This window comes from Pseudomonas sp. 34 E 7 (assembly GCF_900005715.1).
Lineage (GTDB): Bacteria > Pseudomonadota > Gammaproteobacteria > Pseudomonadales > Pseudomonadaceae > Aquipseudomonas > Aquipseudomonas orientalis_A.
This window is the reverse complement of record NZ_CVTX01000141.1, coordinates 95,608-119,852: the sequence shown is the minus strand read 5'-3', so window position 1 is coordinate 119,852 and position 24,245 is coordinate 95,608. Positions and strand designations below refer to the sequence as shown.

The window sequence follows — 24,245 nt, the reverse complement described above, 5'->3', positions numbered from 1 at the left end:
GTAAAGAAGGGCAATAACTGACCTGGATCAATCAAGGCCAGTTGATTCAACGTTTTTTCGGCTTGTTCTTCGACTTCTTCTTGGCTTTACCCAAGGGCATCGCCTGTTCAAACGCCTGGCGCACTTCGTTCAGGCGTTTGTCATTAAGGTCATGCACGCGCTTGGCGCGTTCGGCATTCAGGTCGATCAGCTTGTCGTCGTCACTCATGGCTTGGCTTACGTTATGGCGGGAATGCCCAATAATGCGGTCTCCCGCGCCCGACGGCAAATCAGCGGGCGACAAAATGCAGGGCATCGACCAGAATCGGCACCTTCCTTCCTCCCCAGGAGACGCAACCCGGTGGCACTGCACAAGGACCTTCCTCCGTTGCTGGCCCTGCGCGCCTTTGAGGCTGTGGCGCGGCACTTGAGCTTTATCAAGGCGGCACATGAGTTGTCGGTAACCCAAAGCGCCCTGAGCCACCACGTGCAGAAACTTGAGCAACACTTGGGCAAGCCGCTGTTTATCCGGCGCACACGTGCAATAGATCTGACTGTGGACGGCGAGCATTACTACAACGAAATCCGCCCGGCCCTGGATGCCATTGCAACCGCCACCCGCCACCAGAAAGCAGTACCCGGCCCCAGCCTGCTGCGCGTCGGCTTGCTGGCGTCCTTCGCCACGCTGTGGCTGGCGCCGCGTCTGGCCGAGTTTCTCAATCGCTACCCGCATATCCAGGTTGAATTGCTGCCCGCCATTCAATTGGCCAACGTCGCCGGTGCCGAGGTTGACCTGGCCATCCGTTACGGCAAGGGCGACTGGCCCGACGTGCACGCCACGCGACTGATGACCGAAACCCTGTCACCGGTATGCAGCCCGGCCTTCAAGGCGGGCCAATCGCAGGATAGCCCGTTGTTGATGGCCACCTCACACCGCCCGTTCGAGTGGACGGATTGGTCGCAGCATTATCAGGTCGACCTCGAGCGCCACCCTCGCGTGATGCTGCATGACTACAACATCGTGGTCGAAGCCACCGTGGCCGGCCAGGGAATCGCCATGGGCCGCCATCGCCTGATCCAGCGCAAGCTTCGCGACGGCAGCCTGGTGGAGGCGTTCGACTGGCCGCATTATCACAGTGAGATCGGCTACTGGCTGATCACGCCCCACAGTCCGCCGAGCGAAGCAGCGGCATGTTTTATTCAGTGGCTGCAGGAAACCTGCGCCGACGCATGATTTTTTTCGATGCGTCGGTTGAGATCTATCCGTTTGTCGACCACCCGTGCAGCCAACATGCTGGAACCTCACCCCTCAAGAGGTTGCATCATGAGCGACTCCATCCGTCAACGCGTTCACGCCCTTGGCCTGACACTGCCGACTGCCAGCCAACCGGCGGCCAACTACATCAACCATGTCGTCAGCGGCAACCAACTCTTCATTTCCGGGCAAATTCCCCTGCTCGATGGCACGCCCGCCTACGTCGGCCGCGTGGGCGACACGCTGGATGATCAACAAGGCGCGCAGGCGGCAGAACTCGCGGCACTCGGCCTGCTCGGGCAACTGAGCGATGCCCTCGGCGATGACTTGTCGCGCGTGGTGCGCATCGTGAAGCTGGGGGTATTCATCGCCTGCACCGCCGATTTCCAGCGCCAGAGCGCGGTCGCCAATGGCGCGTCGAACCTGTTGGTCAACGCCCTCGGTGACAAAGGCCAGCATGTGCGCACCGCCGTCGGCGTGAGCAGTTTGCCGGCGGGCGTGGCCGTGGAAGTCGACGCCATTGTCGAGTTGCAACCGTGACCCCGCTGGCCATCCGACAACTGCGAGCGGCCACGCCCGGCTGCCAGGCCGGCACCGTGCACTTCAATCATGCCGGTGCTTCTCTGCCCAGCCAGGCCACCCTCGACGCCATCGTCGCGCAACTGCAACGCGAAGCCCAGGACGGTCCGATGGAGGCTGGCGAACATGGCGCCGTGCTGGTGGAGCAGGCCCGTCACGCCGCCGCGCAATTGCTCAATGCGCCCGCGTCCTCGATTGCCTTCGCCAGCAGTGGCTCGACGGCCTGGAACCTGGCGTTCCAGGCCCTGGGCCCATGGCAGCCAGGTGACCGCATCCTGGTCGGCCGGCATGAATGGGGCGGTAACCTGGCGAGCATGGCAATGGCCGTGCAAGCAGGTGCCCGAATCGACGTCATCCCCTGCGACGCGGCCGGCGCAGTGTGCCCGGTGGCGCTGGAGGCGATGATCGACGCCGACGTGAAGTTGATCAACCTCACTTGGCTGCCGGCCAACGGTGGCCTGATCAACCCTGCCCAGGCCATCGGCGAAGTGGCGCGGCGTCACGCCATCCCCTACTTTATCGACGCTGGCCAAGCGCTTGGCCAGGTGCCTGTGGATGTACAGGCGCTGCACTGCGATGTGCTCAAGTGCGCCGGCCGCAAGCACCTGCGCGGGCCACGGGGCACGGCACTGTTGTATGTAAGGCCGGCGTTTTTGCAGCGCCTGAATCCTGCCCAGCGCGATGTGTTTTCAGCCCCCTGGACCGCCGCAGGTTTCGATGTGCGCAACGACGCGCGGCGCTTCGAAACCAGCGAAGCGTCCTTTGCCTTGCTGGCCGGACTCGGCAATGCCTTGCAGGAGATCAATCAACTGGGGATCGAGCAGGTATGGGAAGGCGTCTCGCGCACCAGCGCGCGAATCCGCGAAGGGCTGCGCCAGATACCGGGGATTTCCTTGCATGACATGGGCACGCTGCAGTCCGGACTGATCGCCTTCAACCTGACCGGTTGGGACGCCTTCGAACTCAAGCAGCGCCTGGGCTTGCAGCGCATCAACATCGGCGCCAATGGTGTTGCCTACACACCACTGGACATGCAGGCGCGCGGGCTGAACAGCATTGCGCGAATCTCCGTCAGCCCACTCAACGACGACCGGGACTGCGCGTTACTGCTGGAGGCCTTGCGAGCACTGCGCGACTAAACCTCGATGTCGACCCACAAGCCCTGGCGTGGCGCGTCTTCAATCAGCGGCGCCACGGGCACGGTGTTGTCGGCGTTGAGCAGATCGCCGGGAATCGGCAGGTGCTGCTCAGGGTCGTCGCCGGCTTCACGCTGACGTTTTTGCTGCTCTTGCTGGCGGCGTTGTTCTTCGCGCAGCAGAAAGGTCGACTGCTCCGCATCGCCCTTTTTCAAGTCGATGGTGCTCTCGTTGGAGCCCGGTTGAACCGGCACGACGGGCGGGATATCCGGCTTCTGGCGCACCGGATCGAGTTGCGACGTGACCGGCACGACACTGACGGGCAGCATGGGTGGCAACATAATCTTGATTCTCCTGATCAACAGGCTGTCGGCGCGCCCCAGGGCGACTTGAGCGCGCGCTCGCCAAGCTGTGACCCAGTCGACAGTTGTGAGTGCCCGCCACCCGTCGATTTAGCCGGCGGGCGTACGCACCAACCCAGTAGTTTTCGTCAGAGTCCTTGGGCGTGGGGCCTTGTTCCGTTAAGATAGTCGGCTTTTTCACGGCGGGAGTCAGGCAGCATGGCGCAGCAGTATCAACCGGGGCAACGCTGGATTAGTGACAGCGAAGCAGAGCTGGGGTTAGGCACCGTTCTGGCACAGGACGGCCGCTTGTTGACCGTGCTCTATCCGGCCACTGGCGACACTCGCCAGTATGCGCTACGGAATGCGCCCCTCACCCGCGTGAGGTTTTCGCCGGGCGACAGCATCACCCATTTCGAAGGCTGGAAAATGACCGTACAGGAAGTCGACGACGTCGACGGCCTGCTGGTCTACCACGGCCTCAACGGGCAGAACGAGCAGGTCACGCTGCCGGAAACCCAACTGTCCAACTTCATCCAGTTCCGCCTTGCCAGCGACCGCCTGTTCGCCGGGCAGATCGACCCGCTGGCCTGGTTCTCGCTGCGCTACCACACCCTGGAACATACCAGCCGCCAACTGCAGTCCTCGCTGTGGGGCCTGGGCGGCGTGCGTGCGCAACCGATCGCGCACCAACTGCACATCGCCCGTGAAGTCGCCGACCGTATCGCGCCACGGGTATTGCTGGCCGACGAAGTGGGCCTGGGCAAGACCATCGAAGCGGGCCTGGTGATCCATCGCCAGTTGCTCTCGGGCCGCGCCAGCCGCGTGTTGATCCTGGTCCCGGAGAACCTGCAGCACCAGTGGCTGGTGGAAATGCGCCGCCGCTTCAACCTGCAGGTTGCACTGTTTGACGAAGAACGCTTTATCGAAAGCGATGCCACCAACCCGTTCGAAGACACTCAGCTGGCGCTGGTCGCCCTGGAATGGCTGGTAGACGACGAGAAGGCCCAGGACGCGCTGTTCGCGGCCGGTTGGGACCTGTTGGTGGTCGACGAAGCCCACCACCTGGTGTGGCATGAAGACAAGGCCAGCGCCGAATATTCACTGGTGGAACAACTCGCCGAAGTGATTCCCGGCGTGCTGCTGCTCACCGCCACCCCGGAACAACTCGGCCAGGACAGCCACTTCGCGCGCCTGCGCCTGCTCGACCCGAACCGTTTCCACGACCTGCACGCCTTCCGCGCCGAGAGCGAGAACTACCGCCCGGTGGCCGAAGCCGTGCAGGAGCTGCTCGACAAGGGCCGCTTGTCGCCTGCCGCGCACAAGACCATCCAGGGTTTCCTTGGTAACGAAGGCGAAGCCTTGCTGACCGCCGTCAACGATGGCGACACCGAAGCCAGCGCGCGCCTGGTGCGTGAGCTGCTCGACCGCCACGGCACCGGCCGCGTGCTGTTTCGCAACACCCGCGCCGCCGTACAAGGCTTCCCGGAGCGCAAACTGCACGCCTACCCGCTGCCGAACCCGGACGAATACATGGAGTTGCCGCTGGGCGAACATGCCGAGCTGTACCCCGAAGTCAGCTTCCAGGCGCAACCGGACATCGAGGAAGAGCACCGCTGGTGGCGCTTCGACCCGCGTGTCGAGTGGCTGATCGACCAACTGAAAATGCTCAAGCGCACCAAGGTCCTGGTGATCTGCGCCCACGCCGAAACCGCCATGGACCTGGAAGACGCCCTGCGCGTACGTTCCGGCATCCCGGCCACGGTGTTCCACGAAGGCATGAACATCCTCGAACGCGACCGCGCCGCAGCGTACTTCGCCGATGAAGAATTTGGCGCCCAGGTGCTGATCTGCTCGGAAATCGGCAGTGAAGGCCGCAACTTCCAGTTCTCCCACCACCTGGTGCTGTTCGACCTGCCGTCCCACCCCGACCTGCTGGAACAGCGCATCGGCCGTCTGGACCGGATCGGCCAGAAACACGTGATCGAACTGCACGTGCCGTACCTGGAAACCAGCCCGCAAGAGCGCCTGTTCCAGTGGTACCACGAAGCGCTGAACGCGTTCCTCAATACCTGCCCGACCGGCAACGCCTTGCAGCATCAGTTCGGCCCACGCCTGCTGCCGCTGCTGGAGAACGCCGACGACGGCGAGTGGCAAGCGCTGATCGACGAGGCCCGTGCCGAGCGTGAGCGTCTGGAACAAGAACTGCACACCGGCCGCGACCGCTTGCTGGAACTCAACTCCGGCGGCGCCGGTGAAGGCGATGCGCTGGTCGAGGACATCCTCGAGCAGGACGACCAGTTCGCCCTGCCGATCTACATGGAAACCCTGTTCGACGCCTTCGGCATCGACAGCGAAGACCATTCGGAAAACGCGCTGATCTTGAAACCCAGCGAAAAGATGCTCGACGCCAGCTTCCCCTTGGGCGACGACGAAGGCGTGACCATCACCTACGACCGCAACCAGGCGCTGTCGCGTGAAGACATGCAGTTCATCACCTGGGAACACCCGATGGTGCAAGGCGGCATGGACCTGGTGCTGTCCGGCTCCATGGGCAACACCGCCGTGGCGCTGATCAAGAACAAGGCGCTCAAGCCGGGCACCGTCTTGCTGGAACTGCTGTATGTCAGCGAAGTGGTTGCCCCGCGCTCGCTGCAACTGGGTCGCTACCTGCCCCCGGCGGCCCTGCGCTGCCTGCTGGATGCCAACGGCAATGACCTGTCCGGCCGCGTGTCGTTCGTGACCTTGAACGACCAGTTGGAAAGCGTGCCGCGTGCCAGCGCCAACAAATTCGTGCAGGCCCAGCGCGACCAGTTGACGCCGCGCATCAACGCCGGCGAAGAGAAAATCGCCCCGCGTCACGCCGAGCGCGTGGCCGAGGCCAAGCGTCGCCTGGCAGCCGACACCGACGAAGAACTGGCGCGCTTGACCGCCCTGCAAGCGGTCAACCCAACCGTACGCGACAGCGAGTTGGTGGCCCTGCGCAACCAGCGCGAGCAAGGCCTGGCCATGCTCGACAAGGCCGCGTTGCGACTGGAAGCGATTCGAGTGCTGGTGGCGGGTTGATCACTGACTGCTGAAAAAGAAAGGCCCGCACACAATGCGTAATGCCGTTCAGTTAAGGCTTTTTGTAGGAGCGAGGGGGCGCCTAGCTCTTGCTCGCGAAAAACCACAGGCGCCGCGTTCAATCAGGAAACACGCGTTATCGTTGACGTTTTTCGCGAGCAAGCTCGCTCCTACAGAGGGCGATGTACGCTTAACTGAACACGGGGTTTTTTTATAAGCCTTCAGCGCCTCATCGGGGCATCTACACAACTTTGTAGGCTATAGAAGCCTGCAGTAACCACGATGCGAAGCGAGCCGCTCTTGCTCTTGATCTGCTTTTGATCTTGATCTTAGGCGCCCCGTTAAACCACGCTGGCCGAACGCAGGCTTGAATCCGTGGGCAACCCGGCAGGACGCCGGGTTAGCCGCACTGGGCCATGGATGGCCCATTGCGGCGGCCCACGGATTCAAGCCGGAGAGAGGGCACACCGAGCCTAGGCGAGGTGCCGAGTGGTGGGGCAAGAGCGTTTTGCTTACTTTTGCGCTTTTCAAAAGTGAGCCGCTGTAAAAGCGGAACCATTAGCAGCCGTGACCGCAGAAACGGATATGTACTCGGTCTGATCCAACATCCTGGTCGGCCCAGAGGCCGCCATCGGGGGCAAGTCGAATCGTCGCACCGTCCCTCCCACACTTGACTGTGTTCACAAATCAAAATGTGGGGGGAGCCCGATAGCCTCACCTCGGTCTCAAGCAGTCGCCGCAGCAGCTGGCACCTGCACCGCACTCAACCCTTCCTTCATCCGCCTGGCATCACGCACAAAACTGCGCGAAGCCTGAAACAAAAACAGCATAGTCAGAAACAACGCCACCGGGATCAGATACATGGCGTCATGCAACCCCACCGCCTTATAAGCCTCGGTCATCTGCTCAGCCCCCGCCGCGTACATCGCCGCATGCGCAAAATGATCAGACAACCCGCCCACCACGATCGGCCCCATCCCCCCACCCAGCAGATACAAACCGGCAAAGAACAACGCCATCGCCGTGGCCCGCAGACGCGGTTCAACCACGTCCTGAATCGCCGTGTACACGCAGGTATAGAAGTTGTACGCAAACAGCCAGCCCACGCTGAACAGCAAGACGAACACCCCGATCTCGATACGCCCGGCATGCAAGGCCCAGGCGGTGGTGACCGTGGAGATGATCAGGCTGCACGCGGCGAACAGCAGCCGGCCATTGGCGACCCGCTGGTGGATCTTGTCGGCAATCCAGCCCCCCAGGGTCAGACCCACCAGACCGGTCAGGCCGACGATCACACCGGTGGCCACCGCCGCCTCCTGCAAAGGCATCAGGAAGTAGCGTTGCAGCATCGGCACCAGGAATGAGTTGCACGCGTAGGTGGCGAAGTTGAAGCACAGCCCGGCCAGCACCAGCCACAGGAAAGTCGGCACCGTCAGCACACGGCGGATCGGACGGTCGACGCGTTCCTGGGACACTTGCACCGATTCCGCCGCGCCGCGTTTGGGCTCCTTGATGTAGAACATGAACACCGCGAGGATCAGCCCCGGCACCGCGGCAATAAAGAACGGCGCGCGCCAGCTGTCGAACGCCTTGACCATCGCGCCGATGGTGAAGAATGCCAGCAACAAGCCCAACGGCAGGCCGAGCATGAAGATCCCCATGGCACGCGCGCGGCGGTGGGCGGGAAACAGATCGCCGATCAACGAATTGGCGGCGGGGGCATAGCTGGCTTCCCCGATGCCGATGCCCATGCGCACCAGCAGGAAGCTCCAGAAACTGCCGACCAGGCCATTGACCGCCGTCAGCCCGCTCCAGGCAAACAGGCCCCAGCCCATCAGTTTGCTGCGCGAACCCGTGTCGGCCAGGCGCCCCAGCGGCAGTCCGGCGATGGCATAAACGATGGTGAAAGAGGTACCGATGATGCCGAGCTGGAAGTCGCTCAGATGCCACTCCATGCGGATCGGCTCGATGATGATCGCGGGAATGGTGCGGTCAAAGAAGTTGAACAGGTTGGCGAGGAACAGCAGGAACAGAATGCGCCAGGCATTCGCCGCTTGGGTCGAGTTCTGCATGGGTCCGTCTCTTTATTGTTATGAGAGCTGCGATGCCCACTGCATCCTGCTCAGTAGCTGCAACATAGTCAGGCCGGCGGCGCTTGTCTGTAATGATTCGTAAAGCTGATAGGGCGTGATATCCCCGAAATTACGGGACTTTCCCTACGAAAATATATCTGTGCGCCCCCCTTCCCAACGGCCACGGCCCAGATAGAATGGCGAGCCTTCCCGCAGTTCCCCTTCCCTACTCTTAATCGATGACGCCCATGTCCGAAGCCAGTCCGTGTCTGAATTGCGGTGCCTGCTGTTCACACTTTCGCGTGTCTTTCTTCTGGGGCGAATGCGCCTCATCGGGCGGTACGGTGCCCGACGACCTGGTGGTGCAGATCAATCCCACGCGCGTGGCAATGATCGGCACCGACCAGAAGCCCGCACGCTGCTGCAGCCTCGAGGGTGAAGTGGGCAAAGGCACGCGCTGTTCCATTTATGAACAGCGCTCAAGCCCCTGTCGCGAATTCGACGCCTCGTGGAGCCAGGGCGTGCACAACGTCGACTGCGATACCGCCCGCGCCGCTTTCGGTCTGGCGCCCCTCCAGGAACGACCTTTCGAACTGGATCTGCCCATCAGCGCTTAGCATCAAACGCTATGGGCGCCATGCAAAAAGAATTGAATCAAAGTGCCATTATTCATGGCAAATCCCGCGAGGCTTCTATACTCGATCTCATAGGTCACCGCCTGAGGCAGTGACGGGACGCTATGACGGGACACGCTATGGAATGGCTGGGGCTGCACTTTTTCACCGAGCTTCCAGACAACGGGCACTTATTACTCAATTGCAGTCATAACCCCTTTCTGGTGCTGCTGGCTTATCTGGTCGCCTGCGCGGCGGGCTTCGGCACGCTGGATATGGCCGAACGCGTCGGCCATGTGGAAGACCCCACCGCCCGCCGCCGCTGGCGTTGGTTGGGCGCGGGTTGCCTGGCGGGCGGTATCTGGTCGACGCATTTCATCAGCATGCTGGCATTCCAGGCGCCCATCGCCATTCATTACGAATTGCTCATGACCTTCGTCTCGCTGGTCATCGCTCTGATCGCTTCGCTGTTCGCCATGCAGACCCTCAGTCACGCGCGCCTGCGCTTGCACCAGTACGTGCTGGCCTCAGTGTGGATGGGACTGGGCATCGCGCTGATGCACTACGTCGGCATGTCGTCCATGCGCTCACAGGCCCAGGTGTACTTCGAATCCGGGCTGTTCATGGCGTCGGTGGCGATTGCCATCGGCGCGAGCCTGGCGGCGTTGTTGCTGTCGAGCTACCTGCGCAACGGTGCCGGCGTGTTTCACCAACTGCTCAAATACGCCGCCAGCCTGGTGCTGGGCGCCGGTATCCTGAGCATGCATTTCACCGGCATGGCGGCCATGCAATTGCTGGTACCCAACGGCGTGAATCTGTCACTGCCGGTGGACAACAACCCCATGCAACTGGGCCTGTCGGTGGCGGTGATTACCTTGCTGGTGATCGGCAGCAGCATCAGCGCCGCCCTGGCGGACAAAAAACTGCAGCACAAGGAACGCGATCTGCGCCGGGTCAACGCGCTGCTCAGCGAACTGGACCAGGCTCGGGCCTCATTGCAGCAGGTCGCCCATTACGACGCGCTGACCAGCTTGCTCAACCGGCGCGGCTTCAACCAGATCTTTGCGGAAAAGGTCGCTGAAAAAACCGCCTCCAACGGCATGATGGCGGTGATCTTCCTCGACATTGACCATTTCAAGCGTATCAACGACAGCCTCGGGCACGATGCCGGCGATCAACTGCTCACCGTGCTGGCCAGCCATATCAAAAGCTCGGTGCGCAGCCATGCCGACGTGGTGGCGCGCTTTGGCGGGGATGAGTTCTGCATCCTGATCAACATCCATCATCGCGACGAAGCGCGGCACATGGCCCAGCGCATCATGCAAAAGATGAAAGAACCCATCGAGCTGGCCGGCCGGCGCATGGTCATGACCACCAGCATCGGCATCAGCCTGTTTCCCGACGATGGCCAGACCTGTGAAGAACTGCTGAAAACCGCTGACCTTGCGCTTTACCAATCCAAGGACGCCGGGCGCAACAGCCTGCACTTCTTCAGTTCCAACCTCAAAACCCGCGCCTTCCTGGAGCTGCAACTGGAAGAAGAACTGCGCGCCGCCCTGCGCACGCGTAACGAGCTGGTGCTGTTCTATCAGCCGATCTTCGACATGAAGCTCGGCAAGGTCACGCGCCTGGAGGCCCTGGTGCGCTGGCAGCATCCGCAACACGGCCTGCTGGCGCCGGACCGGTTTATCGGGATTGCCGAGAGCAACGGGCTGATTGCCGAACTGGACCACTGGGTCTTGCGCCAGGCCTGTCATGACCTGAGCCTGCTGTCTGATCGCGGCTACACCGAGCTGACCATGTCCGTGAACTGCTCGGCCCTGAACCTGGCCCGGGATGAACTGGCGGACGAAATCGAAGCCGCCCTGCGCTTTGCCAGCATTGCCGCCAATCGCCTGGAGCTGGAAGTCACCGAAAACGCGTTGATGGGCAATATCAGCAGCACCCTGGCCTTGTTGCGGCAGATCCGCGCCCTGGGCGTGTCCCTGGCCATCGATGACTTCGGCACTGGCTATTCATCGCTGGCCTATCTCAAGCGCCTGCCCCTCACCACCTTGAAGATCGACCGCTCGTTTATCCAGGATGTTCCCAAGTCCACCGCCGACAGCGAAATCGTCCAGGCGATTATCGGCATGGCCCATACGCTGCATCTGGAAGTGGTGACCGAAGGGGTGGAAACCCAGGCGCAATTCGAACTGTTGCTGCAGCATGGCTGCGATTTCATTCAGGGTTATCTGCTGAGCCCGGCGGTGGCCTTCAGCGAAATCATCGGCGTCATGCAGGGCATGCAGATACGCAACCCGCTGCACACGTTCAGCGCAGCCGCCAATAAAGACGCGGCTTCGCCCAAGGCACCTGCACCGGCGCGCGTGAGCCCGCCTTCCACGGTGAGGCCCATTCGCTGAAGCGGCCACGCCCAATACCTTGAAACAATTTCCCGGCACTTACCCCGGCTCCCCAACTGTTCCCGTGACGTTAACGTCACCGTCAGGCTGTGACCTTTCTCTACGGCAAGGTGCCATCACTGGCCAAGCGGTTACTCCGCTACACACTTGCCCAAGCGCGAGCAGTGCACCCTTTTTGACCACGACTTTCTTATGCCGCCCTTTCCTGGATCAAAATCCACGGCGAGACCACCACCGCCCACAGGCCCGGGTCACGCTCGACCAGGTCCAACGCCCGCGTCGCAGACACTTCGCCAACGCTCCCCGCAGCCAGCCAGGCAGCGACTTTATCGCGATTGTCTTCGGCCATCGCCTCGGCCGCGTCGATCAAATCCAGCCCGGCGTCGACCCACAATAGGGCACCCTTGGCAAAGAACGGTTCGAGCTCCTTCCAGGAAATTTCGGCGGTTTCACCGAGCAGCTTGGCATAGAGGGTGCTAGGTTCTTGCGTCATGGGAGTTCACCTGAGTAAAAAATCGGCGCAATCATAGCGTCGTGGCTCAGTCAGAAAAACCCAGTAGCAAATGAGGTAGCGATTGAAAGCGTCGGAAAAGCCAGGGAATGCTTGAAAGGCTGGTATAACCCCGGCGCAATTCTGTCTTTTTCTTTCATTTAAGCGACACAACCCGGTTTTGCCCCCGACAGCCAGCTTTTCAAGCGATCAACCGGCGCTCTACACTGTACCGGTACAGTTGCCAGGGCAATGCCGGGGGGATATCCGCGATATCCGATCCGGTTCTGCAGCTCACAAGGCAGCTAGAACTATAAAAAATACAACAGTAAGAGTGGAGCACTATGAATAAGGCTACTAAGCAGATTTCCAAACTGTTTGCCGCTATGGTCCTGGCTGGGGTTGCCGGCCATTCGTTCGCAGCCGATACCATCAAGATCGGTATCGCGGGTCCCAAGACCGGTCCCGTAACGCAATACGGCGACATGCAATTCATGGGTGCCAAGCAGGCCATCGCCGACATCAACGCCAAGGGCGGCGTAGACGGCAAAATGCTTGAAGCCAAGGAATACGATGACGCCTGCGATCCGAAACAGGCCGTTGCCGTCGCCAACAAAGTGGTCAATGACGGCGTCAAGTTCGTGGTCGGTCACCTCTGCTCCAGCTCCACTCAGCCCGCGTCGGATATCTATGAAGACGAAGGCGTCATCATGATTACCCCGGCAGCCACCAGCCCGGAAATCACCGCCCGTGGCTACAAGCTGATCTTCCGCACCATCGGCCTGGACAGCGCACAAGGCCCGGCGGCCGGCAACTACATCGCCGACCACGTGAAGCCGAAAATCGTTGCCGTACTGCACGACAAGCAGCAATACGGTGAAGGCATCGCCAGCGCCGTGAAGAAAACCCTTGAAGAAAAAGGCGTCAAAGTTGCCGTCTTCGAAGGCCTGAACGCCGGTGACAAGGACTTCTCCTCGATCATCCAGAAACTCAAGCAAGCCAACGTCGACTTCGTCTACTACGGCGGCTACCACCCTGAGCTGGGCCTGATCCTGCGCCAAGCCAAGGAAAAAGGCCTGAACGCCAAGTTCATGGGCCCTGAAGGCGTCGGCAACGACTCCATCTCGCAAATCGCCCAGGGCGCTTCCGAAGGCCTGCTGGTGACCCTGCCGAAATCCTTCGACACCGACCCTGCCAACAAAGCCATCGTTGAAGAGTTTGCCAAGAACAAGCAGGACCCGACCGGTCCGTTCGTGTTCCCGGCCTACTCGGCCATCGAAGTGATCGCCGGCGGTATCAAGGCCGCCAAGAGCGAAGACACCGCCAAGGTGGCCGAAGCCATCCACGCCGGTACCTTCAAGACCCCTACCGGCGAACTGAGCTTCGACGCCAAGGGCGACCTGAAGGACTTCAAGTTCGTGGTCTATGAATGGCACTTCGGCAAACCAAAAACCGAAGTTTCCCCTCAGTAAGCCAGGCGTTACTGGTCCAACAAGCCCACTGTGAGAGCAGTGGGCTTTGTTTTACGAGGTTTATGGGCCTGTCACCCGCGATCCGGGCGCTGGCTCACCTGAAAATCTTAAAACCGTCACCAGCGGTTCGCTGGCAAACGCTTTGTGCAAATGTGCTCACAGAACACAGCACAGGGCCGGAACATGACTCCACCAGTGAAATGCGTATCGGGTTTTTAGGAGCGCTGTAATGCCTGAGATCTATCATTTTTTCCAACAGCTGGTTAATGGCCTGACCATTGGCAGCACCTATGCCTTGATAGCCATTGGCTACACAATGGTTTACGGCATCATTGGAATGATTAACTTCGCCCATGGCGAGGTGTACATGATTGGTTCCTACGTGGCCTTCATCGCCCTTGCCGGGCTGGCCATGATGGGTATCCACTCCCTGCCGCTGTTGATGACCGCTGCGTTCCTGGCATCGATCGTCGTGACCAGTGCCTATGGCTACAGTATCGAGCGTGTTGCCTACCGCCCCCTGCGTGGCAGCAACCGGTTGATCCCGCTGATTTCCGCCATCGGCATGTCGATTTTCCTGCAGAACACCGTATTGCTGTCCCAGGACTCCAAGGACAAGTCGATTCCCAACCTGATTCCGGGGAGCATTTCCTTCGGTCCCGGTGGTGCGGAAGAAGTGCTGATCTCCTACATGCAGATCCTGGTCTTCATCGTCACCCTGGTGGCCATGCTCGGCCTCACGCTGTTCATTTCCCGCTCCCGTCTGGGGCGCGCCTGCCGGGCCTGCGCCGAAGACATCAAGATGGCCAACCTGCTGGGCATCAACACCAACAACATCATCGCCCTGACCTTCGTGATCGGCGCCGCACTCGCAGCCGTTGCTGCCGTGTTGCTGAGCATGCAGTACGGCGTGATCAACCCCAACGCCGGCTTCCTGGTGGGCCTCAAGGCCTTTACCGCGGCGGTACTGGGCGGCATCGGCAGCATCCCGGGCGCCATGCTCGGCGGGCTGGTGCTGGGCGTGGCCGAAGCCTTCGGCGCCGATATCTTCGGTGACCAGTACAAGGACGTCGTGGCATTCGGCTTGTTGGTTCTGGTGTTGTTGTTCCGTCCGACCGGCATCCTGGGCCGTCCGGAGGTTGAGAAAGTATGAGCAGATATCTTAAATCGGCGTTTTTCAGCGCCTTGCTGGTATGGGCCGTGGCCTTTCCGGTACTCGGCCTCAAGCTGAGCATTGTCGGGATCAACCTGGAGGTGCATGGCACCGGGCCGCTGACGTTGAGCATCATCGCGGTGTGTTCGGTTCTGATGTTTTTGCGGGTACTGTTTACCCACCAGCTGGGTGGGTTATTCAAACGCAATCGTGGTCCGTTGGTTTCACCCAAGGTCAGCCAATTCCTGACCCTCCCGCGTACACAGCGTTACATCATCATCGCCCTGATCGCCGCCGCCCTCGTATGGCCATTTTTTGGCTCTCGAGGTGCGGTGGATATCGGTATCTTGATCCTGATTTACGTGATGCTTGGGCTGGGGTTGAACATTGTGGTGGGTCTGGCGGGTTTGCTCGACCTGGGTTACGTAGGCTTTTACGCTGTTGGCGCTTACACCTACGCACTGCTGTCGCACTACCTCGGCTGGGGCTTCTGGATCTGCCTGCCAATTGCCGGAATGATGGCTGCCACCTTCGGTTTCCTTCTGGGTTTCCCAGTGTTGCGACTGCGCGGCGACTACCTGGCAATCGTGACGCTCGGCTTCGGGGAAATAATTCGTCTGTTTCTTCGCAACCTGACTGACCTCACCGGTGGGCCGAACGGCATAAGCAACATTCCCAAGCCAACGTTTTTCGGTCTTCCGCTCGATAAAACTGCGCCTGATGGCGGACAAACGTTTCATGAGTACTTCGGTTTGGTTTACAGCGGATCTGACAAGATAGTGTTCCTCTATCTGATTGCGCTGTTGCTGGTGCTTGCGACCTTGTTCGTGATCAATCGCTTACTGCGCATGCCGATCGGCCGAGCCTGGGAGGCATTACGTGAAGACGAGATCGCCTGCCGTGCTTTGGGCATGAACCCGACAGTGATCAAACTCTCGGCATTTACCCTCGGGGCGACATTCGCCGGTTTTGCCGGCAGCTTCTTTGCTGCCCGTCAGGGGCTGGTTACACCTGAGTCGTTTACCTTCCTCGAGTCGGCGATCATTCTGGCGATTGTCGTATTGGGCGGAATGGGTTCACAACTGGGCGTTATTCTGGCTGCCGTGGTAATGACGCTGCTCCCGGAACTGATGCGCGACTTCAGTGAATACCGCATGTTGATGTTCGGTGCACTCATGGTGCTGATGATGATCTGGCGCCCTCAAGGCCTGCTGCCCATGCAACGTCCACACATGGAGCTGCGCAAATGAGCCGCGAGATCCTGAAAGTCGAAAATCTGAGCATGCGCTTCGGCGGCTTGCTGGCGGTCAATGGCGTTGCCCTGACCGTCAAGGAGAAACAGGTTGTGGCGCTGATCGGCCCGAACGGCGCCGGCAAGACCACGGTGTTCAACTGCCTCACCGGTTTCTACAAGCCGAGCGGCGGCAATATCCTGCTGGACGGTCAGCCGATCCAGGGCCTGGCCGGTCACGAAATCGCCCGCAAGGGTGTGGTGCGAACCTTCCAGAACGTGCGTTTGTTCAAGGACATGACGGCGGTCGAGAACCTGCTGATCGCCCAGCACCGTCACCTGAACACCAACTTCTTCGCAGGCCTGTTCAAGACCCCGGCGTTCCGCAAGAGCGAGCGCGAGGCCATGGAGTACGCGGAATACTGGCTGGACAAGGTCAATCTCACCGAGTTCGCCAACCGTCCGGCCGGCACCCTCGCCTACGGCCAGCAACGCCGCCTGGAAATCGCCCGCTGCATGATGACCCGCCCGCGGATCCTGATGCTCGACGAACCGGCGGCCGGCCTGAACCCCAAGGAAACCGAAGACCTCAAGGCGCTGATCGGCGTGTTGCGTGAGGAAAACAACGCCACCGTGCTGTTGATCGAACACGACATGAAACTGGTCATGAGCATTTCCGACCATATCGTGGTGATCAACCAGGGCACGCCGCTGGCCGACGGGACGCCGGAGCAGATCCGCGACAATCCCGAAGTGATCAAAGCCTATCTGGGGGAAGCGTAAAATGCTGCAATTCGAAAACGTTTCCACTTTCTACGGCAAGATCCAGGCCCTGCACAGCGTCAACGTGGAAGTGCGCCAGGGAGAGATCGTGACCCTGATCGGCGCCAACGGTGCCGGCAAGTCCACCCTGCTGATGACCCTGTGCGGCTCGCCCCAGGCTCACAGCGGCAGCATCCGCTACATGGGTGAAGAGCTGGTGGGCCAGCAGTCGTCGCAGATCATGCGCAAGAGCATTGCGGTGGTACCGGAAGGCCGTCGCGTGTTCTCGCGCCTGACCGTGGAGGAAAACCTGGCCATGGGCGGGTTCTTTACCGACAAGGGCGACTACCAGGAGCAGATGGACAAGGTGCTGCACCTGTTCCCCCGTCTCAAGGAACGCTTCAGCCAGCGCGGCGGCACCATGTCCGGCGGCGAGCAGCAAATGCTCGCCATCGGCCGCGCGTTGATGAGCAAGCCCAAGCTGTTGCTGCTGGACGAGCCATCTTTGGGCCTGGCACCGATCATCATCCAGCAGATCTTCGACATCATCGAACAACTGCGCAAGGACGGCGTGACGGTGTTTTTGGTGGAGCAGAACGCCAACCAGGCCCTGAAAATCGCCGACCGCGCCTATGTACTGGAGAACGGCCGGGTAGTGATGCAGGGCACGGGCGAGCAATTGCTGACGGATCCGAAGGTGCGTGAAGCCTATCTGGGCGGTTGATGACTTCGCAGTGTAACGACCATGAAAGGAGCCGGGAAACCGACTCCTTTTTTATTGACGATTTAAAAAGATTTCTCCTACGCCGTTGTAACGAATTTCTCCGTACCGTCTCTAGTGGTGTGAGCAAGCAATCAAGCCTGCCACCTCAACCCGCTGCTGGAGACACACCATGACCACCAAACTGTCCGCCGCTACCCTCGTCCTTGCCCTTGGTTCAGCCCTGAGCCTGTCCGGCCTGACCACCACCGCCCATGCCGCCGACGACATGCAGAAATGCTTCGGTGTCGCCGAAGCCGGCAAGAACGACTGCGCCGCCGGCGCCGGCACTTCCTGCGCCGGCACGTCCAAAACCAAGGACCAGGCCAACGCCTGGAAACTGGTCCCAGCCGGTACCTGCCTCAAGACCCCAAGCACCACCTCGCCGACCGGTTTCGGCCAGGAAGCAGCCTTCACCGCAAAGTCCTGAAACCCCGCGTAACCTGAGTACTGATGATGACCCTTTCATCCCTGCAAGCCGTCTCCCAGGCTCAGGTACCCGGCCTGCCGCGTCGGGCCGGACTGGGACTGAAGAACGAGCACTTCACTGAGGTGCTCGGAACTTCACCCGACATTGGTTTCTTTGAAGTGCATGCCGAAAACTACATGGTTGCCGGCGGCCCCTTTCACCACTACCTGGGGTTGATTCGCGAAGGCTACCCGCTGTCGTTGCACGGCGTGGGGCTCTCCATCGGCGGCGAAGGTCCACTCGACCCTGAGCACCTGGCGCGACTGGTCAGGCTGATTGATCGCTATCAACCCCACTCGTTTTCCGAACACCTGGCCTGGTCCAGCCACGGCCCGGTATTTCTCAATGACCTGCTGCCCCTGGCCTACGATGCGCAAACCCTGGCTCGGGTATGCGCGCACATAGACCAGCTGCAAAGCACGCTCAAGCGGCCGATGCTGCTGGAGAATCCTTCAACTTACGTGCAGTTTCAGCGCTCCACCCTGGACGAAACCGACTTCATCAGCGAGATCGTCCGGCGCACCGGCTGCGGGTTGCTGCTGGACGTCAATAACGTCTACGTGTCGTGCATCAATCACCAGCGTGACCCGCTGACCTACATCGATGCACTACCGTTGCATGCCGTCGGCGAGATACATCTGGCCGGCTTTGCCGAAGATTCCGACAGCCTGGGCGATCGACTGCTCATCGATGATCACGGTGCGCCGATCGACGATGCGGTGTGGCGGCTCTACGAACAGGTGCTCACACGCACGGGGCCGGTGGCCACACTGATCGAGCGTGATAACCAGGTGCCGGCCTTCAGTGTGCTGTACGCCGAGGCACGGCAAGCCGAACGTTGCCTGGCGCAGGTGATGTCATGAGTGTTCAGAGCGCGTTCGCCGATGCGCTGCTCGCGGCACACGGTAGCTGCCCGGATGGCCTGTTCAGCAGCAACGGCGCCGAACCCGCCAGCCGCTTTGCGGTGTACCGCAACAATGTCCAGGGCTCGTTGATCAATGCGCTGGCAGCCAGTTACCCGGTGACATTGCAACTGGTGGGCGATGAATTCTTCCGCGCCATGGCCAGCCTTTTCGTCCAGGCTAACCCGCCTACCAGCCCGTTGATCAACGAGTACGGCAGCAGACTCGCCGATTTTATCCAGGCATTCGAACCGGCCGACAGCGTGCCCTACCTGGCGGATATCGCACGGCTGGAGCGCCTGCGGATACGTGCCTATCACGCAGCCGACACGCCGACGCTGTGTCAGCAGCACATTCTTCAGCACCTGCAGGGTCAAGAAAATCTGGGGCAGTTGAGCCTGCAATTGCATCCATCGCTCGCCACCTTGCGCTCTCCCTATGCGGTGGTGGCGATATGGGCCGCTCACCAGAATGACAGCGATGTCACCGGTTTCAGCCCCTGGCCTGCGCAAAATGCAGTGGTGTTGCGCCAGGGGTTAGCGGTCAAGACGTTCGCCATCGACAGCGGTTCGGTGAGCTTTATCAACTGCCTGAACCAAGGCACGGGGCTGGAAATGGCAGTGGAGCACGCCTTGCAGGCCTCATCCGAATTCGACCTGCATCAATGCCTGACGCTGTTGATCAGCCATGACGCCATCACTCATCTGCACCTCGAATAAAAGGTATCGCCATGAACCGTTCCGCTGCTGGCCTGCTGACCCAGGCCATCGCCCTTTTCGAAAAAATCCCCTACAGCCTGATCGCCTTTATCGCACGCTTCTCCATTGCGGCGGTGTTCTGGAAGTCCGGGCAAACCAAGGTTGAAGGCTTTGCCATCGACCTGATCAGCGGCACCTTCGAACTGGGTGAACCCCGGCTTGCCGCCTCGACCTTGCCCTTGTTTCGCAGCGAATACCACGTCCCACTGTTGTCCCCCGAAGTCGCCGCGCACCTGGCAGCCTTTGCCGAGCACTTCTTCCCGGTACTGATCCTGCTGGGGTTGGCCACGCGATTCTCGGCCCTGGCCTTGATTGGCATGACCCTGACCATTCAGTTGTTCGTCTATCCAGACGCCTACCCCACCCATGGCACCTGGATTGCGCTGTTATTACTGTTGGTGGCCAAGGGCCCGGGCCGGTTGTCCATCGACCACTGGATCGCTCGGCGCTACCGCTGAAGGCGATCCAGGGTTGCACCGCTGCGCTTGAACCAGTCCACCAGGTAGTCGGCCAACACCTGGGTGCGTCGCGGCAGGCCACCTTGGTAGGGATGCACCAGGTACATCGGCTGGCTGCGCGTCTGATAGTCACGCAACAGCGCGCATAATCGGCCCTCGGCCAGTTCCGTCGGCAGCAGGTACGACGGCAGCCGCGCGATACCAGCGCCCACCAATGCGGCCTTCTTCAACAGGTTGTAGTGGTTGGACGCGAAGGTGCCGCTCACCCGCACACGCAACAGCTCATGCTGCTGGTGATACAGCCATTCTTCGCGGCCGCTGTAGTGGCTGTTGAGCAGACAGGTGTGGCCCGCCAGGTCCGCCGGGCGCAGCGGTTCGCCGTGCTGTTGCAGGTAGGCCGGGCTGGCGCAGGTCATCTCGTGCCAGGCCAAAAGCGGCTTGACCACCAGGCGCTCGTTCTCGATGGCCCCCGAGCGCACGCCCAGATCGAACCCGTCCCGTGCCAGGTCTCGATAGCTGTTGTTCAGTTCCAGTTCGATCTGCACCTGCGGATACTGCCTGGAAAACTCCAGCAACAAGCCATCGAAGAACGTCTCTCCCAGGGAAACCGGAACCGTCATACGCACTGGACCGGCCAAGTCATCCTTGAGCCGCGCCAAGGCCTGACGCGCACGTTCCACCTGCACCACCAGCGCCTGTGCCTGGGGCAGCAGCGCCGCACCCGCGGCGGTAAGGCTCAGCTTGCGCGTGGTGCGATGCAACAACACCACGCCGAACTGCGCCTCCAACTGGCTGATCCGCTTGGACAATTGCCCCTTGCTGCAGCCCAGTTGCTCGGCCGCCAGGGTGAAACTGCCGGCTTCGATCAATACGGCGAAAGCCGCCAGATCGTCCATTTCGCTCATCGATTGTTTCCAATTGAAAACCAACGGTTGCCCATTAGCGCGTTTATCCACGGAAAAAGCCACTCTAGACTTAACCTTCATCTCACTCCCGGAGGAACAGCACGATGAAAATCCTTTTGATTGGTGCCGGCGGCACGATCGGTTCGGCGGTTAAGGCAGAGCTGGCGCAGCGTCACGACGTGATCGCCATCGGCCGCAACAGCGGCGACTTCCAGGTCGATATCAGCGACAGCGCCTCGATACGCAAGCTGTTCGAGCAGACCGGCACGTTCGACGCGCTGATCTGCGCGGCAGGCAGTGTGAACTTCGTGGCGTTGGGCGAGATGAGCGCAACCGACTTCGAACTGGGCTTGCGTGACAAGCTGATGGGCCAGGTCAACCTGTTGTTGATCGGCCGGGAGTTCGCCAATGACGGCGCGTCGTTTACCTTCACCAGCGGCATTCTGAACCGTGATCCGATTCGCACCGGCGCGTCGGCGGCACTGGTCAACGGCGCACTGGACGCCTTCGTCAAGGCAGCGGCCATCGAACTGCCCCGGGGGCTGCGTATCAATAGCGTGAGCCCGACGGTACTGGTGGAGGCCATGGGCAGCTACGCCCCCTATTTCCGTGGGTTCAAACCGGTGGCCGGCGCCGAAGTGGCTTTAGCCTACGCAAAAAGTGTCGAGGGCTTGCAGACCGGTCAGACGTTTATCGTGGGCTAAGTTTCAGGTTTGTAAGAATCGCCTGAAGCTGGGCTGCGGGCTTGTGATGCGGCGCGAGCCTGCGTAACGTGACGGCACTTGTCTGGAGACCGAAAATGCGTGCCGCCTCGACCCTTACCCTGCTCGCCCTGTTCCCTTTGTTCGCCGCTTGCCAGATGTTCGACAGCGAGCCGGCCAAGCTGTCCACTGTCGGACTGACCCGCATGCAGGGCGAACTGACGGCGGTTGACGGCAAGCTGTTGTTCCAGCCCTGCCAGGACCAGCGCAACTACGTGGTCAGCGATACCGCCGGCACCAGCATCCTGCAGGAAGCCGCCTCCCTGGCCGGTCAGCAAGGCACGTTGTTCGCCGACTTGCGTGGCAAGTTTTCCGGCGTCGCCAGCGGCACCCAGGGCTCGGTGGACCTGCAACAGCTGTACCGTGTCGAGCGCTCGACATCGGCCTGCAACGACCCGGACTTCAAACGCATGATCCTGCGGGCAAACGGCCATAAGCCGGCCTGGGCGATGAGCGTCACGGCCAAGGGCATGGTGCTGGAGCGCGAAGGCCAGCCGCCTCTGGCGGTGCCTTATGTCGAAGAGCAACTGGGCGATGGGCGCTTCAACCTGATGACCGACGCCAATCACCAGCACATCGAATTGTGGGTCGCCCCGCAGCGCTGCGTCGACAGCGTGAGCGGCAGCCTGCAACACATGAGCGCCGAGCTGCGTGTCAACGGCCAGGTACAGCGTGGTTGCGCGGCATTTGGCGGCTCGCGGGACGACTGATCGTCACCCGCACTGTTTTAACCTGACGGAAAAACCCTATTGGGGCTTATAATCGCCGGTTTGCAAAACAGCCGGCCTTGTTGCCCGCCGCCTACCGGATCCTGTCATGTTACGAATCACCGAACTCAAGCTGCCCATCGACCATCCCGAAGAGGACCTGCGGCCTGCCATCGTGCAGCGCCTGGGCATCGCCAGTGATGACCTGCTCGATTTCACCCTGTTCAAGCGCAGCTATGATGCCCGCAAGAAGTCCTCGGAGCTGTGCTTCATCTACACCGTCGACCTCAATGTGAAGAACGAAGCCGCCCTGCTGCTCAAGTTTGCCGATGATCGCAACGTCAATCCGGCGCCGGATGTCAGCTACCACGTGGTGGGCAAGGCACCGCAAGGCCTGGTCGAACGGCCGGTGGTGGTCGGTTTCGGCCCCTGCGGAATCTTCGCCGGGCTGCTGCTGGCACAGATGGGTTTCAAGCCGATCATCCTCGAGCGTGGCAAGGAAGTGCGCCAACGCACCAAGGACACCTGGGGCCTGTGGCGCAAAAGCGTGCTCAACCCCGAGTCCAACGTGCAGTTCGGCGAAGGCGGCGCCGGGACCTTCTCCGACGGCAAGTTGTACAGCCAGATCAAGGACCCGAAATTCCACGGGCGCAAGGTGCTGCACGAGTTCGTCAAGGCCGGTGCGCCGGAAGAGATTCTGTATGTCAGCAAACCGCATATCGGCACGTTCCGCCTGACCGGCGTGGTGGAAAACATGCGCCAGCAGATCATCGCCCTGGGCGGTGAAGTACGCTTCGAACAGCGGGTCACCGACGTACTGATCGAAGATGGCCAGTTGAATGGCGTGGTCATCGATGGCGGCGAGCACATCCTCTCCAGGCACGTGATCCTTGCCCTGGGCCACAGTGCCCGCGACACCTTCCGCATGCTTCACAGCCGTGGCGTGTACATGGAGGCCAAGCCGTTCTCGGTGGGCTTCCGGATCGAGCACCCGCAATCGTTGATCGACGCCGCACGCCTGGGCAAATACGCCGGGCACCCGAAACTCGGTGCCGCCGACTACAAATTGGTGCACCACGCCAAAAACGGTCGCTCGGTCTACAGCTTCTGCATGTGCCCCGGCGGCACCGTGGTGGCAGCGACGTCGGAGCCCAATCGTGTCGTGACCAACGGCATGAGCCAATATTCGCGTAATGAGCGCAACGCCAACTCAGGCATCGTGGTCGGCATCACACCCGAAGTGGACTACCCGGGCGGACCGCTCGCCGGTATCGAACTGCAGGAGCGCCTGGAGTCCCATGCCTACGTGCTCGGCGGCAGCAATTACGAGGCCCCGGCGCAGCTGGTCGGCGATTTCATCGCAGGCAAGCCATCCACGGCTATCGGCAGCGTGGAACCGTCCTACAAGCCGGGGGTATCCCTGGGTGACTTGGCCCTGGCCCTGCCGGACTTCGCCATCGAAGCCATCCGCGAAGCCTTGCCGGCATTCGAGAAGCAGATCAAAGGCTACTCGCTGCACGACGCGGTCTTGACCGGTATCGAGACCCGCACCTCATCGCCGCTGCGCATTACCCGCAATGAATCGATGCAGAGCCTGAACGTGAAAGGCTTGTTCCCGGCCGGTGAAGGCGCGGGTTATGCCGGGGGCATCCTGTCGGCAGGCGTCGATGGCATTCGGATTGCCGAGGCCCTGGCGCGGGACATGCTGGGCATCGAAGCCTGAGAACATGTGGGAGGGGGCCCCCGATAGCCATAGGTGTCTACACAACTCTGTAGCGCTCAACCGTAACCACGATGCGAAGCGAGTCGCTCTTGATCTTGACCTGCTTTTGATCTTGATCTCAGGCGCCCCGTTAAACCACGCTGGCCTCTCTCCGGCTTGAATCCGTGGGCAACCCGGCAGGACGCCGGGTTAGCCGCACTGGGCCATGGATGGCCCATTGCGGCGGCCCACGGATTCAAGCCGGAGA

General features: G+C 61.0%; 23 protein-coding genes. 18 read left to right on the top strand and 5 right to left on the bottom strand.

Annotated elements, in window-relative coordinates; all coding sequences use genetic code 11:
• Positions 1-46: 46 nt before the first annotated feature.
• Complete coding sequence (locus BFP96_RS30890; protein WP_090408332.1) at positions 47-208, bottom strand: hypothetical protein; 162 nt, start codon at positions 206-208, stop codon at positions 47-49.
• Positions 209-340: 132 nt separating this feature from the next.
• Here BFP96_RS30890 and BFP96_RS13975 point away from each other — a divergent pair, with 132 nt between their 5' ends.
• The 3 genes from BFP96_RS13975 (at position 341) to BFP96_RS13965 (ending at position 2,952) form a co-directional block, all read left to right on the top strand.
• Positions 341-1,213: a LysR substrate-binding domain-containing protein gene (locus tag BFP96_RS13975; protein ID WP_065936431.1), complete on the top strand. Its 873-nt coding sequence runs from the start codon at positions 341-343 to the stop codon at positions 1,211-1,213.
• A gap of 90 nt (positions 1,214-1,303) precedes the next feature.
• Positions 1,304-1,774: a RidA family protein gene (locus tag BFP96_RS13970; RefSeq protein ID WP_065897017.1), complete on the top strand. Its 471-nt coding sequence runs from the start codon at positions 1,304-1,306 to the stop codon at positions 1,772-1,774.
• On the top strand, positions 1,771-2,952 hold the full coding sequence (locus BFP96_RS13965) for an aminotransferase class V-fold PLP-dependent enzyme (RefSeq protein ID WP_065936430.1): 1,182 nt from the start codon (positions 1,771-1,773) through the stop codon (positions 2,950-2,952). Before BFP96_RS13970 ends, BFP96_RS13965 begins: the two co-directional genes overlap by 4 nt.
• Here the strand turns inward: BFP96_RS13965 and BFP96_RS13960 are convergent.
• Positions 2,949-3,290 carry an aspartate-semialdehyde dehydrogenase gene (locus tag BFP96_RS13960; protein WP_065893415.1) on the bottom strand — a complete coding sequence of 114 codons (342 nt, stop codon included), beginning with the start codon at positions 3,288-3,290 and terminating at the stop codon, positions 2,949-2,951. The genes BFP96_RS13965 and BFP96_RS13960 overlap by 4 nt on opposite strands.
• 219 nt (positions 3,291-3,509) lie before the next feature.
• Between BFP96_RS13960 and rapA the strand changes: the two genes are divergently transcribed.
• Positions 3,510-6,356: an RNA polymerase-associated protein RapA gene (rapA, locus tag BFP96_RS13955; protein WP_065886151.1), complete on the top strand. Its 2,847-nt coding sequence runs from the start codon at positions 3,510-3,512 to the stop codon at positions 6,354-6,356.
• A 725-nt stretch (positions 6,357-7,081) separates the two neighbouring features.
• Here rapA and BFP96_RS13950 read toward each other — a convergent pair.
• Entirely contained in the window at positions 7,082-8,428 is a 1,347-nt protein-coding gene (locus BFP96_RS13950) for a spinster family MFS transporter (RefSeq protein WP_065893414.1), read from the bottom strand.
• A gap of 248 nt (positions 8,429-8,676) precedes the next feature.
• Here BFP96_RS13950 and BFP96_RS13945 point away from each other — a divergent pair, with 248 nt between their 5' ends.
• Complete coding sequence (locus tag BFP96_RS13945; RefSeq protein ID WP_065886149.1) at positions 8,677-9,045, top strand: YkgJ family cysteine cluster protein; 369 nt, start codon at positions 8,677-8,679, stop codon at positions 9,043-9,045.
• Positions 9,046-9,182: 137 nt separating this feature from the next.
• A complete protein-coding gene (locus tag BFP96_RS13940) occupies positions 9,183-11,447 on the top strand; it encodes a putative bifunctional diguanylate cyclase/phosphodiesterase (RefSeq protein WP_065886148.1) in 2,265 nt (754 codons plus the stop codon).
• Positions 11,448-11,637: 190 nt separating this feature from the next.
• Here the strand turns inward: BFP96_RS13940 and BFP96_RS13935 are convergent, their stop codons facing one another.
• A complete protein-coding gene (locus tag BFP96_RS13935; RefSeq protein WP_065936429.1) occupies positions 11,638-11,940 on the bottom strand; it encodes a DUF2288 domain-containing protein in 303 nt (100 codons plus the stop codon).
• Between the two features lie 341 nt (positions 11,941-12,281).
• On the opposite strand from BFP96_RS13935, the gene BFP96_RS13930 reads away from it, so the two are divergent.
• The 9 genes from BFP96_RS13930 (at position 12,282) to BFP96_RS13890 (ending at position 19,902) form a co-directional block, all read left to right on the top strand.
• On the top strand, positions 12,282-13,409 hold the full coding sequence (locus BFP96_RS13930) for a branched-chain amino acid ABC transporter substrate-binding protein (protein WP_065886146.1): 1,128 nt from the start codon (positions 12,282-12,284) through the stop codon (positions 13,407-13,409).
• 229 nt (positions 13,410-13,638) lie between these two features.
• The gene (livH, locus tag BFP96_RS13925) at positions 13,639-14,562 is read left to right on the top strand and encodes a high-affinity branched-chain amino acid ABC transporter permease LivH (protein ID WP_065886145.1); all 924 of its coding nucleotides are present in this window, start codon (positions 13,639-13,641) and stop codon (positions 14,560-14,562) included.
• A complete protein-coding gene (locus BFP96_RS13920; RefSeq protein ID WP_065886144.1) occupies positions 14,559-15,812 on the top strand; it encodes a high-affinity branched-chain amino acid ABC transporter permease LivM in 1,254 nt (417 codons plus the stop codon). Before livH ends, BFP96_RS13920 begins: the two co-directional genes overlap by 4 nt.
• Entirely contained in the window at positions 15,809-16,576 is a 768-nt protein-coding gene (livG, locus tag BFP96_RS13915; protein WP_065893410.1) for a high-affinity branched-chain amino acid ABC transporter ATP-binding protein LivG, read from the top strand. The genes BFP96_RS13920 and livG overlap by 4 nt, the downstream gene beginning before the upstream one ends.
• A 1-nt stretch (position 16,577) precedes the next feature.
• Positions 16,578-17,279 (top strand): ABC transporter ATP-binding protein, encoded by a 702-nt coding sequence (locus tag BFP96_RS13910; protein ID WP_010212366.1) that lies wholly within the window; start codon positions 16,578-16,580, stop codon positions 17,277-17,279.
• A 169-nt stretch (positions 17,280-17,448) separates the two neighbouring features.
• Positions 17,449-17,745, top strand: coding sequence for a BufA1 family periplasmic bufferin-type metallophore (locus BFP96_RS13905; protein WP_065893409.1), 297 nt, complete (start codon positions 17,449-17,451; stop codon positions 17,743-17,745).
• A 23-nt stretch (positions 17,746-17,768) separates the two neighbouring features.
• Entirely contained in the window at positions 17,769-18,647 is an 879-nt protein-coding gene (locus BFP96_RS13900) for an MNIO family bufferin maturase (protein ID WP_065936428.1), read from the top strand.
• Complete coding sequence (locus tag BFP96_RS13895) at positions 18,644-19,405, top strand: HvfC/BufC N-terminal domain-containing protein (protein WP_065936427.1); 762 nt, start codon at positions 18,644-18,646, stop codon at positions 19,403-19,405. The genes BFP96_RS13900 and BFP96_RS13895 overlap by 4 nt, the downstream gene beginning before the upstream one ends.
• Positions 19,406-19,416: 11 nt before the next feature.
• Complete coding sequence (locus BFP96_RS13890; RefSeq protein ID WP_065893406.1) at positions 19,417-19,902, top strand: DoxX family protein; 486 nt, start codon at positions 19,417-19,419, stop codon at positions 19,900-19,902.
• On the opposite strand, the gene BFP96_RS13885 is transcribed toward BFP96_RS13890, so the two are convergent.
• A complete protein-coding gene (locus BFP96_RS13885) occupies positions 19,893-20,807 on the bottom strand; it encodes a LysR family transcriptional regulator (RefSeq protein ID WP_065893405.1) in 915 nt (304 codons plus the stop codon). The genes BFP96_RS13890 and BFP96_RS13885 overlap by 10 nt on opposite strands.
• A gap of 104 nt (positions 20,808-20,911) precedes the next feature.
• Here BFP96_RS13885 and BFP96_RS13880 point away from each other — a divergent pair, with 104 nt between their 5' ends.
• The 3 genes from BFP96_RS13880 (at position 20,912) to BFP96_RS13870 (ending at position 23,998) form a co-directional block, all read left to right on the top strand.
• Positions 20,912-21,511, top strand: coding sequence for a short chain dehydrogenase (locus tag BFP96_RS13880; protein ID WP_065886136.1), 600 nt, complete (start codon positions 20,912-20,914; stop codon positions 21,509-21,511).
• A 95-nt stretch (positions 21,512-21,606) separates the two neighbouring features.
• Positions 21,607-22,278 carry a COG3650 family protein gene (locus BFP96_RS13875; protein ID WP_065886135.1) on the top strand — a complete coding sequence of 224 codons (672 nt, stop codon included), beginning with the start codon at positions 21,607-21,609 and terminating at the stop codon, positions 22,276-22,278.
• Between the two features lie 106 nt (positions 22,279-22,384).
• A complete protein-coding gene (locus BFP96_RS13870; protein WP_065893403.1) occupies positions 22,385-23,998 on the top strand; it encodes an NAD(P)/FAD-dependent oxidoreductase in 1,614 nt (537 codons plus the stop codon).
• Positions 23,999-24,245: the final 247 nt, after the last annotated feature.

What these genes read in the sequence shown, in the direction of transcription:
- BFP96_RS13935 (WP_065936429.1), bottom strand. Translation starts at nt 11,940, where the DNA reads ATGACGCAAGAACCTAGCACCCTCTATGCCAAGCTGCTCGGTGAAACC.
- BFP96_RS13880 (WP_065886136.1), top strand. Translation starts at nt 20,912, where the DNA reads ATGAAAATCCTTTTGATTGGTGCCGGCGGCACGATCGGTTCGGCGGTT.
- BFP96_RS13875 (WP_065886135.1), top strand. Translation starts at nt 21,607, where the DNA reads ATGCGTGCCGCCTCGACCCTTACCCTGCTCGCCCTGTTCCCTTTGTTC.
- BFP96_RS13910 (WP_010212366.1), top strand. Translation starts at nt 16,578, where the DNA reads ATGCTGCAATTCGAAAACGTTTCCACTTTCTACGGCAAGATCCAGGCC.
- BFP96_RS13885 (WP_065893405.1), bottom strand. Translation starts at nt 20,807, where the DNA reads ATGAGCGAAATGGACGATCTGGCGGCTTTCGCCGTATTGATCGAAGCC.
- BFP96_RS13970 (WP_065897017.1), top strand. Translation starts at nt 1,304, where the DNA reads ATGAGCGACTCCATCCGTCAACGCGTTCACGCCCTTGGCCTGACACTG.
- BFP96_RS13900 (WP_065936428.1), top strand. Translation starts at nt 17,769, where the DNA reads ATGATGACCCTTTCATCCCTGCAAGCCGTCTCCCAGGCTCAGGTACCC.
- BFP96_RS13920 (WP_065886144.1), top strand. Translation starts at nt 14,559, where the DNA reads ATGAGCAGATATCTTAAATCGGCGTTTTTCAGCGCCTTGCTGGTATGG.
- livG (WP_065893410.1), top strand. Translation starts at nt 15,809, where the DNA reads ATGAGCCGCGAGATCCTGAAAGTCGAAAATCTGAGCATGCGCTTCGGC.
- BFP96_RS13895 (WP_065936427.1), top strand. Translation starts at nt 18,644, where the DNA reads ATGAGTGTTCAGAGCGCGTTCGCCGATGCGCTGCTCGCGGCACACGGT.
- BFP96_RS13945 (WP_065886149.1), top strand. Translation starts at nt 8,677, where the DNA reads ATGTCCGAAGCCAGTCCGTGTCTGAATTGCGGTGCCTGCTGTTCACAC.
- BFP96_RS13890 (WP_065893406.1), top strand. Translation starts at nt 19,417, where the DNA reads ATGAACCGTTCCGCTGCTGGCCTGCTGACCCAGGCCATCGCCCTTTTC.
- BFP96_RS13960 (WP_065893415.1), bottom strand. Translation starts at nt 3,290, where the DNA reads ATGTTGCCACCCATGCTGCCCGTCAGTGTCGTGCCGGTCACGTCGCAA.
- BFP96_RS13940 (WP_065886148.1), top strand. Translation starts at nt 9,183, where the DNA reads ATGGAATGGCTGGGGCTGCACTTTTTCACCGAGCTTCCAGACAACGGG.
- BFP96_RS30890 (WP_090408332.1), bottom strand. Translation starts at nt 208, where the DNA reads ATGAGTGACGACGACAAGCTGATCGACCTGAATGCCGAACGCGCCAAG.
- BFP96_RS13930 (WP_065886146.1), top strand. Translation starts at nt 12,282, where the DNA reads ATGAATAAGGCTACTAAGCAGATTTCCAAACTGTTTGCCGCTATGGTC.
- rapA (WP_065886151.1), top strand. Translation starts at nt 3,510, where the DNA reads ATGGCGCAGCAGTATCAACCGGGGCAACGCTGGATTAGTGACAGCGAA.
- BFP96_RS13905 (WP_065893409.1), top strand. Translation starts at nt 17,449, where the DNA reads ATGACCACCAAACTGTCCGCCGCTACCCTCGTCCTTGCCCTTGGTTCA.
- BFP96_RS13950 (WP_065893414.1), bottom strand. Translation starts at nt 8,428, where the DNA reads ATGCAGAACTCGACCCAAGCGGCGAATGCCTGGCGCATTCTGTTCCTG.
- livH (WP_065886145.1), top strand. Translation starts at nt 13,639, where the DNA reads ATGCCTGAGATCTATCATTTTTTCCAACAGCTGGTTAATGGCCTGACC.
- BFP96_RS13870 (WP_065893403.1), top strand. Translation starts at nt 22,385, where the DNA reads ATGTTACGAATCACCGAACTCAAGCTGCCCATCGACCATCCCGAAGAG.